General features: G+C 36.0%; 18 protein-coding genes. 14 read left to right on the forward strand and 4 right to left on the reverse strand.

The window, feature by feature from the left end:
* The first annotated feature begins 4 nt into the window (after window positions 1-4).
* From LG377_RS06855 to arcA, 5 genes are all read left to right on the forward strand, one after another.
* On the forward strand, window positions 5-727 hold the full coding sequence (locus LG377_RS06855; RefSeq protein ID WP_225743934.1) for a DnaD domain-containing protein: 723 nt from the start codon (window positions 5-7) through the stop codon (window positions 725-727).
* 21 nt (window positions 728-748) lie between these two features.
* Window positions 749-1390 carry an endonuclease III gene (nth, locus tag LG377_RS06860; RefSeq protein ID WP_225743935.1) on the forward strand — a complete coding sequence of 214 codons (642 nt, stop codon included), beginning with the start codon at window positions 749-751 and terminating at the stop codon, window positions 1388-1390.
* 144 nt (window positions 1391-1534) lie between these two features.
* Window positions 1535-2806 carry an aminotransferase class I/II-fold pyridoxal phosphate-dependent enzyme gene (locus LG377_RS06865; RefSeq protein WP_225743936.1) on the forward strand — a complete coding sequence of 424 codons (1272 nt, stop codon included), beginning with the start codon at window positions 1535-1537 and terminating at the stop codon, window positions 2804-2806.
* Between the two features lie 4 nt (window positions 2807-2810).
* Entirely contained in the window at window positions 2811-3131 is a 321-nt protein-coding gene (locus LG377_RS06870; RefSeq protein ID WP_225743937.1) for a YtxH domain-containing protein, read from the forward strand.
* Window positions 3132-3362: 231 nt separating this feature from the next.
* A complete protein-coding gene (gene arcA, locus LG377_RS06875) occupies window positions 3363-4592 on the forward strand; it encodes an arginine deiminase (protein ID WP_225743938.1) in 1230 nt (409 codons plus the stop codon).
* A gap of 62 nt (window positions 4593-4654) precedes the next feature.
* Here arcA and LG377_RS06880 read toward each other — a convergent pair whose 3' ends face one another.
* Window positions 4655-5086, reverse strand: a complete 432-nt coding sequence (locus LG377_RS06880) for a DUF2188 domain-containing protein (protein ID WP_225743939.1) — start codon at window positions 5084-5086, stop codon at window positions 4655-4657.
* 116 nt (window positions 5087-5202) lie between these two features.
* Here LG377_RS06880 and LG377_RS06885 point away from each other — a divergent pair, with 116 nt between their 5' ends.
* The 3 genes from LG377_RS06885 to trmL all read left to right on the forward strand — a co-directional run bounded on the left by LG377_RS06885 (window position 5203) and on the right by trmL (window position 8091).
* A complete protein-coding gene (locus LG377_RS06885; RefSeq protein ID WP_225743940.1) occupies window positions 5203-6030 on the forward strand; it encodes a methyltransferase domain-containing protein in 828 nt (275 codons plus the stop codon).
* Window positions 6031-6390: 360 nt separating this feature from the next.
* Entirely contained in the window at window positions 6391-7542 is a 1152-nt protein-coding gene (gene queG, locus LG377_RS06890) for a tRNA epoxyqueuosine(34) reductase QueG (RefSeq protein ID WP_225743941.1), read from the forward strand.
* 39 nt (window positions 7543-7581) lie between these two features.
* Window positions 7582-8091: a tRNA (uridine(34)/cytosine(34)/5-carboxymethylaminomethyluridine(34)-2'-O)-methyltransferase TrmL gene (trmL, locus tag LG377_RS06895; RefSeq protein WP_225743942.1), complete on the forward strand. Its 510-nt coding sequence runs from the start codon at window positions 7582-7584 to the stop codon at window positions 8089-8091.
* 36 nt (window positions 8092-8127) lie between these two features.
* On the opposite strand, the gene argS is transcribed toward trmL, so the two are convergent.
* Window positions 8128-9822 carry an arginine--tRNA ligase gene (gene argS / locus LG377_RS06900; protein ID WP_225743943.1) on the reverse strand — a complete coding sequence of 565 codons (1695 nt, stop codon included), beginning with the start codon at window positions 9820-9822 and terminating at the stop codon, window positions 8128-8130.
* Window positions 9823-10096: 274 nt separating this feature from the next.
* Between argS and argR the strand changes: the two genes are divergently transcribed.
* From argR to LG377_RS12475, 4 genes are all read left to right on the forward strand, one after another.
* Entirely contained in the window at window positions 10097-10561 is a 465-nt protein-coding gene (gene argR, locus LG377_RS06905; protein ID WP_225743944.1) for an arginine repressor, read from the forward strand.
* Window positions 10562-10692: 131 nt separating this feature from the next.
* Complete coding sequence (locus tag LG377_RS12465; protein ID WP_255612789.1) at window positions 10693-10881, forward strand: SDR family NAD(P)-dependent oxidoreductase; 189 nt, start codon at window positions 10693-10695, stop codon at window positions 10879-10881.
* Window positions 10848-11168 carry an SDR family NAD(P)-dependent oxidoreductase gene (locus tag LG377_RS12470; protein ID WP_255612791.1) on the forward strand — a complete coding sequence of 107 codons (321 nt, stop codon included), beginning with the start codon at window positions 10848-10850 and terminating at the stop codon, window positions 11166-11168. The genes LG377_RS12465 and LG377_RS12470 overlap by 34 nt, the downstream gene beginning before the upstream one ends.
* A gap of 5 nt (window positions 11169-11173) precedes the next feature.
* Entirely contained in the window at window positions 11174-11683 is a 510-nt protein-coding gene (locus LG377_RS12475; RefSeq protein ID WP_255612792.1) for an SDR family NAD(P)-dependent oxidoreductase, read from the forward strand.
* Between the two features lie 142 nt (window positions 11684-11825).
* Here the strand turns inward: LG377_RS12475 and zwf are convergent, their stop codons facing one another.
* A complete protein-coding gene (zwf, locus tag LG377_RS06915) occupies window positions 11826-13292 on the reverse strand; it encodes a glucose-6-phosphate dehydrogenase (RefSeq protein WP_225743945.1) in 1467 nt (488 codons plus the stop codon).
* A 330-nt stretch (window positions 13293-13622) separates the two neighbouring features.
* On the opposite strand from zwf, the gene LG377_RS06920 reads away from it, so the two are divergent.
* Entirely contained in the window at window positions 13623-14954 is a 1332-nt protein-coding gene (locus LG377_RS06920) for a DEAD/DEAH box helicase (RefSeq protein ID WP_225743946.1), read from the forward strand.
* A gap of 66 nt (window positions 14955-15020) precedes the next feature.
* Here LG377_RS06920 and LG377_RS06925 read toward each other — a convergent pair whose 3' ends face one another.
* Complete coding sequence (locus LG377_RS06925) at window positions 15021-15812, reverse strand: DUF1189 domain-containing protein (RefSeq protein WP_225743947.1); 792 nt, start codon at window positions 15810-15812, stop codon at window positions 15021-15023.
* 238 nt (window positions 15813-16050) lie between these two features.
* Here LG377_RS06925 and LG377_RS06930 point away from each other — a divergent pair, with 238 nt between their 5' ends.
* Window positions 16051-16659: a superoxide dismutase gene (locus LG377_RS06930; protein ID WP_225743948.1), complete on the forward strand. Its 609-nt coding sequence runs from the start codon at window positions 16051-16053 to the stop codon at window positions 16657-16659.
* The last annotated feature ends 27 nt before the right edge of the window (window positions 16660-16686 follow it).

Raw genomic sequence — 16686 nt, forward strand, 5'->3', positions numbered from 1 at the left:
AAGGGTGAAAACGTTGAACGAAGCATTAATGAAAAAGTGGTTAAAGTCAAAAAACGTTTCGATTTCTACCCTTTTGCTTGAGAATTACAAGAAAATTGGATTAACAAATGACCAACTCGTTTTCCTAATACAATTAAAATCTTTTGTAGATCAAGGAGAAGGATTTCCTGATGTCTCTTTAATTGCAGAACGGATGGAGCTGACACGAGAGGCTGCTTTCAAAGAAATTCATAACTTGATCAATAAGAGTGTATTATCTATTGAAACCAATACTGGTCAAGATGGCAAGAGTCAAGATGAACTGTCATTTGATCTCCTATGGGAAAAGTTGATCTTGCTTATGAAACAAGATCAGGAGCGACAGGAACAAGAAACCTCTGGGCTGACTTCAAAGGATTTATATAATTTATTTGAACAAGAATTCGGTAGACCGTTATCTCCAATTGAAATTCAAACGTTAAATATGTGGATCGATGAAGACCATTACGATCCTGAACTCATTCAAATGGCTTTAAGAGAAGCGGTATTGAGCCAGGTTTATAGCCTGAAATATATTGATCGTATCTTATTGAGCTGGGAAAAGAAAAATATTAAGAATAAAGACCAAGTTCTTAAAGAATCTCAGAATCACAGAAATAACCAACATAAATCAAATGATTCTGGTCAAGAGAAATCCTCTGCTAAGCCGGTTCCCATGTATGACTGGCTCAAAGAATACAAAGATTAAAGATTGAAAAAGGAGCTTTTCATGTCTGATAGTGAAATTTTACTGACTAGTACAGAGACGACTAAGTTGATTGAAGCTATGGGGAAGTTATTTCCGAATGCTAAAGCTGAGTTAATCCACAAGAATTCTTTTGAACTGCTTATCTCTGTCATAATGAGTGCACAGACAACAGATATCGCCGTAAATAAAGTGACGCCAGCACTCTTTGAAGCTTATCCTACCCCAGAATTGATGATGGAAGCTCCACTAGATGACATCATGAACAAAATCAAAACCATTGGACTTTACCGTAATAAGGCAAAATTCGTTAAAAACTGTTCTCGTGAATTGATAGAACGGTTTGATGGGATTGTACCGTCTACACATAAAGAGCTGGAAAGTCTGCCTGGTGTTGGACGGAAAACAGCTAATGTAGTGATGAGTGTTGCTTTCGATAAACCAGCTATTGCCGTTGATACACATGTAGAAAGAATTAGTAAGAAATTCAATATTTGTTCGCAGCAGGCAACCGTTCGTCAAGTAGAAGATAGCTTGATGGAAAAACTACCAGAAGATTTGTGGAGTATTGCTCATCACCGTATGATTTTCTTTGGACGCTATCAATGTCCTGCTAGAACGCATGATCATAATCAATGTATTCAGCGAATCAAAGAACATTTATAACTAAAAGGCAGAGTATGATGTACTCTGTCTTTTTTTAGAATGAAATTTAACTGAAGAATTTCTTTAATTCTATTAAATACGATATACTAATAGCATAAATCTTTCCATCATATACTTATTTAAGATCATTATAGGAGGATCCGTATGGATAATCATCAACAGACTTCGAGATTAGAACAAGTTCAAGAGCAATACAAGGCTTATCAAAATAGACCATTTGAAATTACGATAGCAAGGGGGATTCCGTCCACTAAGCAATTAGAGTTAGCAAAACCATTGTTAGACAAACTGGTAGGTTCCGATTGGCTTAGTGAAGATGAACAAGATATTCGTAACTACGGTGGACTAATGGGGATCAAGGAAGCTCGATCACTATTTAGTGATTTACTTGGTACGTCGATTGAAGAAACGATTGTCGCAGGAAATTCTAGTCTTCAATTAATGTATAGTGTGCTCATCATGCACATGTACACAGGAAAATCAAAATGGAATAATGAAGAAAAAGTTAAGTTCCTTTGTCCAAGTCCTGGTTATGATAGACATTTTTCTATGCTCGAAAGGTTAGGTATTGAGATGATCCCAGTAGAACTGACCGGTTCAGGACCTGATATGGAAGTAGTAGAAAAAATTGTTTCACAAGACGCTTCCATTAAAGGCATTTTCTGTGTCCCTACCTATAGCAATCCTACTGGTGAAACATATTCTGATGAAGTCGTTGAACGCTTAGCAGATATGCACACGGCAGCGGAGGACTTTTTGATCATGTGGGACAATGCTTATACAGTTCACCATCTATTTGATGAAAAAGAACAAGCCATCAATATATTAGAAGCCTGCAAAGAAGCGGGTGTACCGGATCGTCCCTTTATGTTCGTGTCCACCTCTAAAATGACTTTTCCAGGTGCTGGTGTTGCAGCAGTAGGTGCTTCAGAGACAAATATCCTAAGATTCGCTGAAGAGCTCAGCAAACAAATTATTAGTTTTGATAAGCTGAACCAGAAGAGACACGTGGACTTTTTGAAAGATCAAAAAACGATAGAACGATTGATGGAGAAACATGCAGACATTTTGCGTCCTAAATTTGAATGGATACAAGCGATTTTTGAAGCATACTTTGCAGGAGAGAGAAGTCGGCTTCTGAAATGGACAGAACCTAAAGGTGGATACTTTGTTCATCTGACAACCGCAAACGGCTGTGCAACCGAAATAGTGGACAAAATGGAACAAATTGGAATACAATTAACACCAGCGAATGCAACTTATCCATACGGTATCAATCCTCTTGATAATAGTATCAGACTGGCACCAAGTTATATCGGATTAGATAAACTAGAAGTTGCTTTAGAGGCTTTGTGTACTTGCGTCGAGCTTGTAACACTTGAGAAATATGGAGAAAATTTTTTAGGAGGCGAATAATAATATGTCAAAAGGAAGTTTTGGATTAGGCGTTATTTTAGGAAGTACGATAGGAGTAGCTTCGGCTTATTTATTAGCTCAGAAATCTGGAGATGCGCTTCAAGAAGATCTTAAAGATAAAGTAAGTGACTCCAAAAATAAGATGGTTATCAAACTGGATGAAATGTTAGATGAAGCAGAAACTACCGTATCTGAAAAATTAACAGACACTGACTCATATAATCCACCTGTTCAATACGAGGTTACACCAGAAACGGTCGCTGGACCTCCAGAGAATACAGCACTGGTAGATGATCCTATCGTTGTACCTGATGTTAAACTATAAACGTACTTGGTTTAGATAAACTATAGAACTTTGATGAACGTACCTTCGACGCTTTCTAGCTCGTGTATGCTCAATCAAGGTTCTTTTTTTGTTTAAACTTCCAGTCATTATGTATAAAAATTCAAATAATAGCTTTAGAGTGAATCTTTTACCATTTGTTCCTTTTGATTGTTTTTCCAAGTAAAAGTCTTTATTATAGTGGTTATAACTACTTGTTACAGGAGGACAAAAATGAGTATGATCTTCAACGTGAAATCTGAAATTACTAAATTAAATTCTGTTTTATTAAAGCGACCTGGTAAAGAAGTAGAGAATCTGACCCCTAACACAATGCATGATCTTTTATTTGATGATATTCCCTATTTACCAATTATACAACAAGAACATGATGCCTTTGCACAGCTTTTAAAAGATAATGGCTCAGAAGTATTATATCTTGAAAAACTTGTAGCAGAAGCAATTGACGCTGCTGGAATTAGAGAAATGGTCATTGATAAATTTATGACTGAATCTGGCGTTTATGAGTCAGATATAACAAAGGAATTAAAAAATTATCTGATGACATTTTCTACGCAAGACCTAGTAGATAAAATTATGGGTGGCGTACGTAATGATGAAATTGATATTGAATCGAACTCATTATCTTGGATAGCCGACCATGAGAAGAGCTCTTTATTTTTAATGCAACCAATGCCTAATTTGTATTATACGAGAGATCCCGCAAATATACTCGATAATGGAATTTCTATTAACAATATGACGTATAAGGCCAGAAAACGTGAATCTTTATTCATGGATATTATTGTTAAATATCATCCTGAATTCAAGCAGTCTAACTTGGAAGTCTGGAGAGACAGAACCGTTTCTACCTCGATAGAAGGAGGAGATGTACTCGTATTGAGTGACGATGTTTTAGCAATCGGTATTTCCCAGAGAACTTCGGGGCTTGCTATTGAAGAACTGGCACGAACTTTGTTCGAAAAGCATGCGACCTTCTCAAAAGTTGTTGCGATTGAAATCCCTAGAGTCCGGGCAATGATGCACCTGGACACGGTTTTTACAATGATTGATAAAGATAAATTTACAATTCATCCAGGAATTCAGGGACTTGATGGTAAAATGTCTGTTTATATCCTAGAACCCGGCAAGTCAGACGGTGATATCCACTTAACACAACATTCAGACTTGACTGAAGTGCTTAAACAAGTTTTAAATTTATCTGAAATTGCCTTGATTCCTTGTGGAGGTGGCGATGCTATCGCTGCGCCTCGAGAGCAATGGAACGATGGATCAAACACTTTAGCGATAGAACCAAGTGTAGTCGTCACATATAATCGTAATTATGTTTCAAATGATCTTATGAGAGAACACGGTGTTAAAGTATTGGAAATTCCTTCAAGTGAGTTATCAAGAGGACGGGGCGGACCTAGATGTATGAGTATGCCTTTAAATAGAGATTGATTAATAAAAACCATCTTAGCGTTACCTTATAAGGTAGTCTAAGATGGTTTTCTTTTGCGATTTTAAACTTGTTTTTTTCCGTCTTTAGTGTATGAGATAACATTGGATTCTTTGTTCTCTGCAATTTCTTTGGCGCGATTTGTAGCATCCTTTTTTGTTTCAAACGTGGAATCAGGTCTTTTTGCTTTTTTTGTCCGAACTTTCCATTCATTTTCTTCGAAGTACACCAGTACATCATTGTCTAATAAATCAGCGTTTCCAGTGTGTTCATGGTCGTCGTCTTTTTTCGGTTTCTGTTCGGAATCAAAAGCTTTTATTTCATCCTGATCTGACTTTTCATACCATTCTTCTGCTTGGCTTATAGCGATTGGTATGGCACGATCTTCTGGGTAATCATTGTCCAATAAGGCGTTAGCAATATCAATAGCTTTTTTGCGTACGACATTTTTTAAATTTTTCATAGCGTCTGGGTAGTCTTTAGTATCCCATGGCATACAAATCATCCTTTCATATTTTCTGTTTTCGTTATATCATGAATATAGAATTAACACGAATATTTAGACTTCATGTTTTAGAGTAATATGAAGTAAAACAAGTAAAAGAGGTTACTATGAAAAAGATAGAAAAATCAGCTCATTTCCTAAGAGAAAATAGTGCATTATTTCAATGTCCGGTATGTCAGGATGATTTCCTAGAAGTGAATAGCCATCAAATGATTTGTATTCAAGGTCATTCATTCAATCTTTCAAAAAAAGGAACGGTTCATTTCCTTTTGAAACAGCCGCACAATGATTATGGTAGTGAAATGCTTAAATCTAGAAGAATCATTGCCCAAGACGGGCTTTGGCATCCAATGCTACAAGAAGTCTTTCAGACTGTTTCAAAAAAAGATGGTGTTCACCTAGATGTTGGCTGTGGAGAAGGTTCTCATCTTCACCATTTACATGAAATGGGATTAGAGGGTCTAAAAATTGGTTTTGATATTTCTAAAGATGCCATACAGCTAGCAGCTGCTTTATACACTGAAGCATTCTGGAGTGTGGCTGACTTGGCTCGATCACCTTTTGCATCTAATGCTTACGATACCATCTTCAACATTCTTTCTCCGTCAAATTATAGTGAATTTGATCGATTGTTGAAAAAAGGCGGTCAGGTTATTAAAGTTATTCCATCAGAGCGTTATCTTATTGAGGTAAGAGAATTAACGGGGAATGACGAGAAACCTTATTCTAATCAAGACGTAGTAGAAAAATTTTTTGATCACTATCCAGGTGCTGAAAAAATCAGTATCCAATACAAACATGATTTGAAACCATCTCTTGCTCCATTGTTGGTTGAAATGACTCCACTAGGATGGAATGCAGCTGAACAAATAGATTTGAAAGGTCTGAAAAGTGTGACGGTTGAAATGGAAATATTAGTTGGTACGAAAGCGTAATGTTGAGAAAAAAATGATTGAATGGATTTTTTGTAAACCTATTTACAAAAAGTTCACAATATTGTTGAACTTTACCTTAATTTCGAGATTAATTCCGCCAGTACCTTGCATTCGCTATATTCCAGTGTTATCATATGAAACATAAGCTGATTTGATTCATTGGTTTTTATCAGTCACCCCATCAGAAGCTGATAAAAAAATGTGAAATAGCAACAGCTTAATTAACGTATCGCTTCGCAGTGCTTGACACCGAGGCGATACGTTTTTTTGTGTAATGAATTTTACATTATGATGTTTAAGTTCAAGGGAAAATAAGTTATAATTTATACCGATTACCCATTATGAAAGGAGGTACCCATAATGACTTTAGCGCTTAAAGAAAAAATACAATTGAAGGCTCAAGAAATTGGAATAGATAAAATTGGATTCACACATGCAGAGCCCTTTTATGACCTAGAAGATAAATTACATAAACAAAAAGAAAAAGGTCATACGTCCGGCTTTGAACATGATGTAATTGAAGAACGGATCTATCCTGATAGAATTTTTTCTGAGCCTAAGTCCATTATTGCGATAGCTGTAGCTTATCCTTCAAAGATGGGTACCAAGCCTCCGAGAGTCAAAGGGGAGAGACGTGGGGAATTTGCTCGAGCGTCATGGGGAACGGATTATCACGATGTACTAAGAGACCGAATGGATCGCTTAATTGAGTACATTCGAGAAGAGACAAGCTCAGAAACTGAATTCAAGCCAATGGTCGATACTGGTGAACTAGTCGACGTTGCAGTAGCTCAAAGAGCAGGACTTGGATTTATCGGTAGAAATGGATTGCTGATCACAAAAGAGTTTGGATCATACGTATATCTAGGTGAAATTATTACAAATATTGAATTTGATCCCGATGAAGAGGTCGCTTTCGGCTGCGGGGACTGTACACGATGTGTAACGGCTTGTCCTACTGGAGCGTTACTCGGAGACGGGCGGATGAATGCTCAGAAATGTCTTTCTTTCCAGACTCAGACCAAAGGTTACATGCCCAAAGAGTATCGTCGCAGAATGGGTCATGTCATTTATGGATGTGATATCTGTCAGATTGTATGTCCATATAATAAAGGGATTGATTCTCATTTTCATGAAGAAATGGAACCTGAACCCGAAAAAACAATGCCATTATTAAAACCTTTACTAACCATATCTAACAAAGAATTCAAAGAGACTTATGGAGAAATGGCAGGTTCTTGGAGAGGGAAGAAGCCTCTGCAAAGAAATGCGATTATCGCATTAGCCAATTACCGTGACCGTACAGCAATCCCAGAGTTACTGAAAGTGGTTGATCAAGATCCACGTCCAATGATCAGAGGAACGGCTGCCTGGGCAATTTCCATGATTTTGAAAAGGGAAGCGAATCCCGATGTCATCTTTTTCCTTGAAGAAGCTCTAGCTAAAGAAACGGATCCAGAAACAATCGAAGAATTCACTACAGCAATCGCTTCAATGAAGGAAAATCTGTAAAACATAATATATATTTTTACGAATTAAGGAGATAATGAAATGCCCAATCATATCGTATTATATGAACCACTGATACCAGCGAACACAGGTAATATTTCCAGAACATGCGCAGGTACAAATACGCACTTACATTTGATCAAACCGCTAGGGTTTAGTACCGAAGATAAACAATTAAAACGAGCAGGACTCGATTACTGGAACGAAGTTGAAATTACTTATCATGAAAATTTGGAAGCCTTTATTGAGTATGCAAAGAATGGGAAGTTCTATCTGATTTCTAAATTTGCGAATAAGGTTTATTCAGATGAAGACTTCACGGATACAACTCAAGACCACTTTTTTATCTTTGGAAAAGAAACAACGGGTTTACCAGAAGCATTTATGAAAGAATATGAGGAAGATTGTTTGCGTATTCCAATGAATGACCAACATGTGAGGTCGTTGAATTTATCTAATACAGCGAATATTTTAATTTATGAAGCACTTAGACAACAAAAGTTTTTGAATCTTGAATTGACGCACACTTATGAAAATGACAAATTGAAGTAAGAAAAAAAGACTTTCCAGTTGGAAAGTCTTTTTTCATTACATTTTATCAGGTGTTTCGACCCCTAATATAGTAAGGTCTTGTTTCAATAGTTCTGTAACAGCGTAGACAAGGGCAAGTCTTGATTCTTTTTCTGGATGTTCATCCAACACTCGCACGTTAGCATAAAACTTGTTGAAAGCCTGGGATAAATGAATCGAATGTTTAGCAATAATAGAAGGCTCATATTGTTTGTAAGCACGAATCAAAGTTTCAGGGAATTCTTGAATCAGTTTAACGACTTCCCAGCTATAAGAGTCAGTTAAGCTATATTGTTCAGAAGAAGAGAACGATTCTTTTTCTGCTTTTTTAAGGATACTCAAACCGCGTGCACGAGTGTATTGCACATAAGGTCCTGTTTCTCCTTCAAATTGAACAACTTCTTCAATCGTGAAGTCAAAATTATTTAAACGGTCATTTTTAAGGTCATGGAAGACAACTGCACCAACACCAACTTGCTCGGCCACAACTTCTTTGTTTTCAAGTGAAGGATTTTTGTCTTCAATTTGTTGAAGTGCTAGGCTCGAAGCTTCATTTAACACTTCTTCTAGAAGAACGACTTTACCTTTTCTGGTTGATAACTTTTTACCGTCTTTAGTAATTAGACCAAATGGAATATGATGGATATTTTCAGCCCATTCATAACCCATCTCCGTAAGAACGCCTTTTAATTGTTTGAAGTGATTTGATTGTTCTTGACCAACGACATAAAGGGCTTGAGAGAAGTCATAGTTTTCTTTACGGTAAAGTGCAGCTGCTAAGTCTCTGGTCATATACAGCGTTGCACCATCAGATTTTTTAATAAGGGCAGGGTTTAGATTATATTTTTCAAGATCAACAATATGTGCACCTTGATTCAGCGTTAATAGATTTTTCTTGTCTAACAACGAAACAACCGAATCCATTTTATCATTATAAAAAGCTTCACCTTTATAAGAATCAAACTGAATATTCAAGCGATCATAAACTTTTTGAAATTCAGCTAATGATTCTTCTCTAAACCATGTCCATAGGGAAATCGCTTCTTCGTTACCATCTTCTAGCTTTTTAAACCAAGCACGGCCTTCATCTTCAAGTTCAGGATGTTCTTCAGCTTCTTCATGGAATAAGACATATAATCTTAACAATTCTTTGATTGGGTTTGCTCGAACGTCTTCTTCAGTACCCCATTTTTTGTATGCAGAGATGAGTTTACCGAATTGAGTTCCCCAGTCACCAAGGTAATTAATGCGTACAGGGTTATAACCAACTCTAGATAAAATATTTGATAAAGCATTACCAATAACAGTAGATCTTAAGTGGCCCATTGACATCGGTTTGGCAATGTTAGGGGAAGACATATCGATAGGAACATTTTGCCCGTTACCGATATTGACTGCACCGTAGTGTTCCTTCTGTTCAAGTATTTCTTTTAGAACAAGCTGACTAACTTGATCTTTTTTCAAAAAGAAGTTCAAGTAAGGACCGACTGTTTGAACCTTTTCAATAATTGGTGAAGACACTTGATCTTGTAATTCAGCAGCGATTTGTGCTGGATTCTTTCGGAAAAGTTTAGCAAGTTGAAAAGTTGGGAAAGCTAAATCTCCATGTTCAACCATTTTTGGTTTTTCTAAAAGTTGATTGATTTCGTTTAATTCTAATTGATCTTTTAAGACGTCGTGTAGCGACTGGGCTACAAGCAATTTATAATCCAAAAAAATCCTCCTAATTTATATTGTCCTATTTAATGGTTCAACGTATAATCATTAACTATTCACTTAATTCAGATGAATTATAGTAGTAAACACCTATTTTTACGTTTATGCATAAGCATTTGTATTATAGCAAAGCTAGATACCGCTAGCAACAGTATTCGGTACAGAGTTGATTAGAAAGCGTTTTAATACAAATATAGTGAATTTCTATACGTAATCAGTTATAGTAGATAGTATCGAAGTATCTTAAAAATGTACAAGTGGGAGTGACTTTATGAAAAAATCTGAACGACAAATGATGATTAAACAGATGGTGTTAAACGAAGAGATCGGAACACAAGACGATTTGTTGATTAGACTTAAAGATAAAGGTCTTGAAGCAACTCAAGCAACGATTTCTCGAGATATAAAAGAATTGAATTTAGTTAAAACACCTAGCTCTAGAGGCGGAACCAAATATACGATTTATCAAAACAATCAACTCACAATAGAAGATAAACTGTCTTCTACTTTGAAAGAAGTTGTTGAATCGATTACCCGAGTACAATTTATGAATGTAGTAAAGACTATTCCAGGGAATGCGCATGTAGTGGGTGCTTTAATGGATGATATTGATTTTTCCGAAGTAGTGGGTACGGTTGCAGGCAACGATACAATTATGATCATTTCAAAAGATGAAGAACATGCCACAAATATGTATCAATACCTTTCAAAAAGAGCGAATTTACTTAATAGATAGACTATCCATCTTTATATTTGAACAAATAAAAAATAACAAGCGCTATTATTTGTATTATCTGTATATCCTTATAAAATTTGAAAGTGTAAGTACTCAATGCATACTTATTCTATAGAGGAGGATATACGATTATGGAAGAAAAAGATTTAAAAATTGCTCATAATATGATGAAATTAAAGTTAAAGAAATTAGCGGAACAGGTCATTGTAATCACTGGTACGTCAAGTGGGATAGGTTTGGCTACTGCTAGAATGGCAGCAGATAACGGAGCTCGTTTGGTCCTCGTTTGGTCCTCGTTTCACGAAATGAAGAAGCTTTAAAAACTCTCGTCGAAGAACTTGAGGAGAAGGGTCAGAAAGCCATATACGTAAAAGCAGACGTTGGCGTTGAAGAGGATGTAAAACGGGTTGCTGAAGAAGCCATAGCAGCGTTCGGACGCTTCGATACATGGGTCAATAATGCCGGCGTTTCTATTTTTGGTCATGCCATTGATGTAACAATACCAGATATGAAAAAAGTATTTGATACTGTCTACTGGGGAGTCGTTTATGGCTCTAGAGAAGCTGTAAATCATTTTAAAAAAATCGAGAAGAACCGGGTGCGTTAATTAACGTGGGAAGTCTTTTTGGAGATAGAGGAACTACTGTACAATCAACCTATTCTGCTGCAAAATTTGCTGTCCATGGCTGGACTGAAAATCTTAGAATGGAGGCAGAAAAAGACCGGATACCTGTATCTGTCACATTGATTCATCCTGGACGAATCGATACACCCTATAATGAACATGCTCAAAGCTATTTAGAAAAGCAACCAGGTCATAGAGGGATGATTTATCCTCCAGAAGCTGTAGCGGAAGCCATTCTTTTTGCTGCTGAGCATCCAAAAAGAGATATGTTTGTCGGGGGACAAGCAAAACTATTGAGTATTTTGGGTAAAGGATTTCCTAGACTAATGGATAAAATAGAAGAATATTATGCATATCCAACACAACATATTAGCAAACCTTCAATATTAGCAAACCTTCAAAACCAAAAGACGATAGTGCTTTACACAAAGCTGGATACGGCATGCATGAGCGCGGTACAAGCGAAGGTTGGAGAAGAAAATCAAGCCTTTATGTAAAAGCCTCTAAACATTCTGTACTCTCAACAGTAGTATTAGGAAGCGTAGCCTCACTGCTCATGGATTAATCAAAAAAAAATAATGATAAAAAAAGGTCAGAGAGTTTGAGGAATAAATTCCTACTCTCTGACCTTTCTTGTTTTTATTTTTCTGGATTCCAAACCCATTGATGTCCTAGTTTTTCCAAAAGCATGTCCGCTTCATCCGGTCCCATTGTTCCGGCTTCATATTTAGCAGGATTTTCAGAGTCCTTATCCCATGCTTCACGGATAGAGTCGACGTATTTCCAAGAATTCGAAACTTCTTCCCAGTGAGCAAAATGCGTTCTGTCCCCATTCAAACCATCTAAAATCAGCTTTTCATAAGCTTCAGGGCTTTCCTGAATGGTTCCTTCAGTTCTAAGATGATCAAATTGCATTGTTGTCGTATCCATACTCATTCCGATTTTTTTCTCGTTTAATTGAATAGAAAATCCTTCGCTCGGTCCAAGATACATCGTGATGACGTTAGCATCTGTAGACTTGTCAGTGTAAAGAGAGTGGGTAGTTTTTTTGAATACTACGTTGATTTGAGCTTCTTTTTTAGTCATTCTTTTTCCAGTTCTTATATAGATTGGAACACCTGACCAGCGATCATTTTCGATTTCGATTTTACCGGCTACATACGTTTCAGTTGTTGAATCTTCAGAAACATTTTCTTCTTCTAAATAGCCTTGTAGAGACTTTTTGTCAGAGTGAGTATATTGCGCACGTACAAAGTTATCCTTAACGTCTTGAGGGGATAAAGCTTTAAGTGATTCTAAAACATTCATTTTTTTCTCTCTAATTTCATCTGAATTAAAAGAATGGGGTGCTTCCATTGTCAACAGACTGAAAATCTGCATAATATGATTTTGAACCATATCTCTTAAAGCACCACTTTTATCATAATAACCAGCACGTTCTTCGACGCCTAATTCTTCGCTTAATGTAATTTGAATATTTGAAATGAACTGATTATTCCATACTTGTTCGATCATTGGGTTCGCAAATCGGAAAGCTAATATATTTTGTACCATTTCTTTGCCAAGGTAATGATCGATTCGGTATAGATCCTCTGGTTCGAAAGCTTCTAATATTTCATCATTCAATGCTTTAGAGCTCTCATAGTCTGTTCCGAAAGGTTTCTCAATAATAACTCTATTAAATCCTTTGTCATTTACCAAATTCTGACTTTTCAGATGATTCGTTATCGTTCCAAAGAAGTCGGGGGACATGGATAAGTAAAAAATTCTATTTCCACCAATCTCGTATTTTTCATCAAGTTTATTGGATAATTCTCTCAAAGTGTCATAGTGTTCCGTATCTTTAACGTTATGAGACTGATAGTAAAAATGTTGAGAAAATGTCTCTATTTGTTCTTCAGATCCACCGATATTTTCCACTGAATCTCTAACGATTTCCTGATAATGTTCATCCGACCAGTCACGTCTAGCAGTACCAATAACTGCAAAATTTTCTTCTAAAAATCCTTTAGTATATAATCGATATAGTGAAGGATATAATTTACGCTGGGCAAGATCCCCAGTACCTCCAAAAATAATGAAGAGTGCTTTATTTGCTTGAGACATACATTCCCTCTTTTCTACTTATACATTCATGTATAAAGGTTACTGTATTCTATTTTACTTTTTGTTCCTAGTTCTAGCAACTGTATTGTAGCAGTTCGAGTAAAATAAGTTAAATACAAAGATAAAAATATATGATTACGTTATAACAACAAGTTTTAAAGCTAGTCTGTAATTCAAAATTAAAAAACTCTCATCAAACTAATAAATCGTCTTTAAATTCATCGGAAATGTGCCAAATATAAGGAAAAATAATGAGAATGATGGCATAAATCTAGATTGCATTAAAGACGTTTGGTACAATATCAAAGACTTAAAGAAAGAGGCGATAAAATGACACACCCATTTGAACAATATAATATGAAAGATTTCTTGATAGAAGCGATAAAAGAAATTGGTTTTGATGAACCAACTGAAATTCAGAAAAAAGTCATCCCAGAAGTAAAAAAAGGGAGAGACATTATTGGTCAGTCACAAACAGGTTCAGGTAAAACACATGCCTTCCTTCTGCCATTATTCAATAAAATCGTTCCCGAACATGAACAAGTACAAGTTGTGATTACGGCTCCTAGTAGAGAGCTATCTGATCAGTTGTTTCAAGCAGCTAGTCAATTAGCAGAACACTCGGAACAAGAAATCATTGTACAACAATTCATTGGTGGAACGGATAAACAACGACAAATCGATAAGCTTGCTCAAAAACAACCCCATGTTGTTATTGGTACCCCTGGACGACTGTTTGATCTAATTAACCAGAACGTTCTATTGACGCATACAGCAAACTACATGGTTGTCGATGAAGCTGATATGACACTCGACATGGGATTTTTGGAAGAAGTAGATCAAATCGCTGCGCGTCTTCCTGAAAAAGGGCAGATGCTTGTATTTTCGGCTACAATTCCGCAATCATTACAGCCATTCCTTAAAAAATATATGAAGAGTCCTATTGAAATTAAAGTTGAAAATCAGCAGATTATTTCAGATACCGTGGAAAACTGGTTGATTTCAACAAAAGGTAAACAACGAGTTAATGTGATTCACGAATTGTTAACGATTGGTCAACCTTATTTGGCTTTAGTATTTGCAAACACTAAAGATAGAGTAGATGAGATTGCAAAAGGTCTTAGAGATAAGGGTCTTGATGTGGCTGTTGTTCACGGTGGCATTTCTTCTCGTGAACGAAGAAGAGTCATGAGACAGATTCAAAATCTTGACTATCAATATGTAGTTGCCTCAGATCTTGCTGCTAGAGGGATAGACATCAAAGGTGTTTCTCACGTTATTAATGCTGAGATTCCTCATGAATTAGATTTCTTTATTCACCGTGTCGGTAGAACTGGCCGTAATGGTATGGACGGGATAGCCGTTACCCTTTATTCTCCAGGAGAAGAAAAAGAAATTGAAACATTAGAAAGTATGGGGATTACTTTCCAGCCTAAAGAAATCAAAAATGATGAAGTACTGGATACACATGACCGTAATCGAAGAGATCAGAGAAAAGATCAAAATAGCAAAGAATCTTTTGACTCAGAAATTCATGGTATGCGTAAAAAAGCTAAAAAGAATGTTAAACCTGGATATAAGAGAAAAATCGAGCGTAAAAAAGAAGAGAAAAGAAAGAAAGCTAGAAAATTAATGCAAAACAACCGTAAAGGTCGTAAGTAAGTTTCTAGAAAAAAACACAATCTTACTAGTATCTTAAGCAGATACCAGTGAAGATTGTGTTTTTTATTATGTCTTAGCTTCTTTTTTAGGAGACGCTGTCTTTTTCATATCTTTTACTGCCAGATAGAATATAAACAAGGATAAACCAATTTTTAATTCAAACGCATATACCGTAACTATATTGAATAAAGAGGATAGTTCTATAGCAATCGTTGGAAGAACAGATGCCATTATAGCCATTCTCAAGTTCTGCTTGAACATTAACCCAGAGCGCAGGAGCTTAGAAAAAAGATTTGCAAATAAGAGAATAAATAGCAATTCAAAAATTTCAATAAATCCAATACCAATATAACTAATTACGAAGGTGAAGGCATAAGTCAAGAACGAAAAAGAACCTAAACCATTCAAAAGAACTTTGACGGATTCACTATCAAGCGATTCTAATTGTTCATACGAGGTATCAACACCATAACCTAAGAAGCTTAGATAGAAAGTATCTTTCAGTAATCCAATACCTACAGGGACATTCAGACGAGTTAGGTTTTGATCAATCTCTTCGGAATTCATTTGATCGTTAGGATCAAAGAATAAAAGAAAAGAATTTGTTTGATAAATAGAAGCATCCGTTTCTGAAGTCATTAATTCACCATCAGTAATATTAAATTCAGGAAGTTCACTAGCAATTTCCTGTCCGTCTTTTTGAATAGATTGTAATATCGGGACGACTCTCACAATACTAATCAATGTGATAAAGAGGGTAAGTATAGCAACTAACTGAGCGATCTGTCTTTTTTTCATATTTTTTGCTCGATGAATCTTTTTAGGATTAAAAATGGAATATTTCAAGTAATCAATCAATAGCGACCTTCCTTTTTATATAATAAACTAATTTAAAGACTTTAATCATTTTACATCCCAATAGATTAAAAAACAACGTTAGCTTTTATTCCTTACCTGATTTTCAGTTAATATAAGAGTCATTAACAGAATATGTGTCGAATATTTGAATGGATTCCAGCTTATCCTCTTTAATAAAATGATCTCTAATGTTAGAATGAGTTTAGTAAGAACAATATTAACAGGAGGAATGTTTATTATGGCTTATACTTTACCTGAATTACCGTATGCGTACGATGCTTTAGCACCACATATCGATGAGGAGACAATGGTCATTCATCATGATAAGCACCATGCTGCATATGTAACTAAAGTAAATGCTGCTCTAGAAAACCACCCGGAGCTAGCTGAACTGAGTATTGAAGAATTGATGCAGAAACTTGATTCTGTTCCATCTGATATCAAATCAGCTGTTCAAAATAACGGTGGGGGACACGCAAACCACTCTTTATTCTGGGAAATTCTATCACCAAATGGTGGAGGACAACCTTCAGGAGCATTAGCAGAAGCGATCAATGAGACATTCGAAAGTTTTGAAGCTTTCAAAGAAAAATTCAGTGCAACTGGTGCAAACCGCTTTGGTTCAGGTTGGGCATGGTTAGTGGTTACTGATGGCAAATTAGAAGTCATTGACACATTAAATCAAGATTCTCCATTATCTTTAGGCAAAACACCTATCTTAGGTCTTGATGTATGGGAACACGCTTATTACTTGAACTACCAAAACAAACGTCCTGACTACATTTCTGCATTTTGGAATGTTGTAAACTGGGATGAAGTTTCAAAACGTTACGAAGCAGCAAAATAATTAGGTCTTTAAATTTCTAACCTCTTC

Origin of the sequence: Marinilactibacillus sp. Marseille-P9653 (assembly GCF_916618885.1) — a bacterium.
Taxonomy (GTDB): Bacteria; Bacillota; Bacilli; order Lactobacillales; family Carnobacteriaceae_A; genus Marinilactibacillus.

Bases quoted from the DNA above. Each gene is read 5' to 3' on its own strand.
- nth (WP_225743935.1), top strand. From the start codon at position 749: ATGTCTGATAGTGAAATTTTACTGACTAGTACAGAGACGACTAAGTTG.
- LG377_RS06865 (WP_225743936.1), top strand. From the start codon at position 1,535: ATGGATAATCATCAACAGACTTCGAGATTAGAACAAGTTCAAGAGCAA.
- LG377_RS06870 (WP_225743937.1), top strand. From the start codon at position 2,811: ATGTCAAAAGGAAGTTTTGGATTAGGCGTTATTTTAGGAAGTACGATA.
- arcA (WP_225743938.1), top strand. From the start codon at position 3,363: ATGAGTATGATCTTCAACGTGAAATCTGAAATTACTAAATTAAATTCT.
- LG377_RS06880 (WP_225743939.1), bottom strand. From the start codon at position 5,086: ATGCCATGGGATACTAAAGACTACCCAGACGCTATGAAAAATTTAAAA.
- LG377_RS06885 (WP_225743940.1), top strand. From the start codon at position 5,203: ATGAAAAAGATAGAAAAATCAGCTCATTTCCTAAGAGAAAATAGTGCA.
- queG (WP_225743941.1), top strand. From the start codon at position 6,391: ATGACTTTAGCGCTTAAAGAAAAAATACAATTGAAGGCTCAAGAAATT.
- trmL (WP_225743942.1), top strand. From the start codon at position 7,582: ATGCCCAATCATATCGTATTATATGAACCACTGATACCAGCGAACACA.
- argR (WP_225743944.1), top strand. From the start codon at position 10,097: ATGAAAAAATCTGAACGACAAATGATGATTAAACAGATGGTGTTAAAC.
- LG377_RS12465 (WP_255612789.1), top strand. From the start codon at position 10,693: ATGGAAGAAAAAGATTTAAAAATTGCTCATAATATGATGAAATTAAAG.
- zwf (WP_225743945.1), bottom strand. From the start codon at position 13,292: ATGTCTCAAGCAAATAAAGCACTCTTCATTATTTTTGGAGGTACTGGG.
- LG377_RS06920 (WP_225743946.1), top strand. From the start codon at position 13,623: ATGACACACCCATTTGAACAATATAATATGAAAGATTTCTTGATAGAA.
- LG377_RS06930 (WP_225743948.1), top strand. From the start codon at position 16,051: ATGGCTTATACTTTACCTGAATTACCGTATGCGTACGATGCTTTAGCA.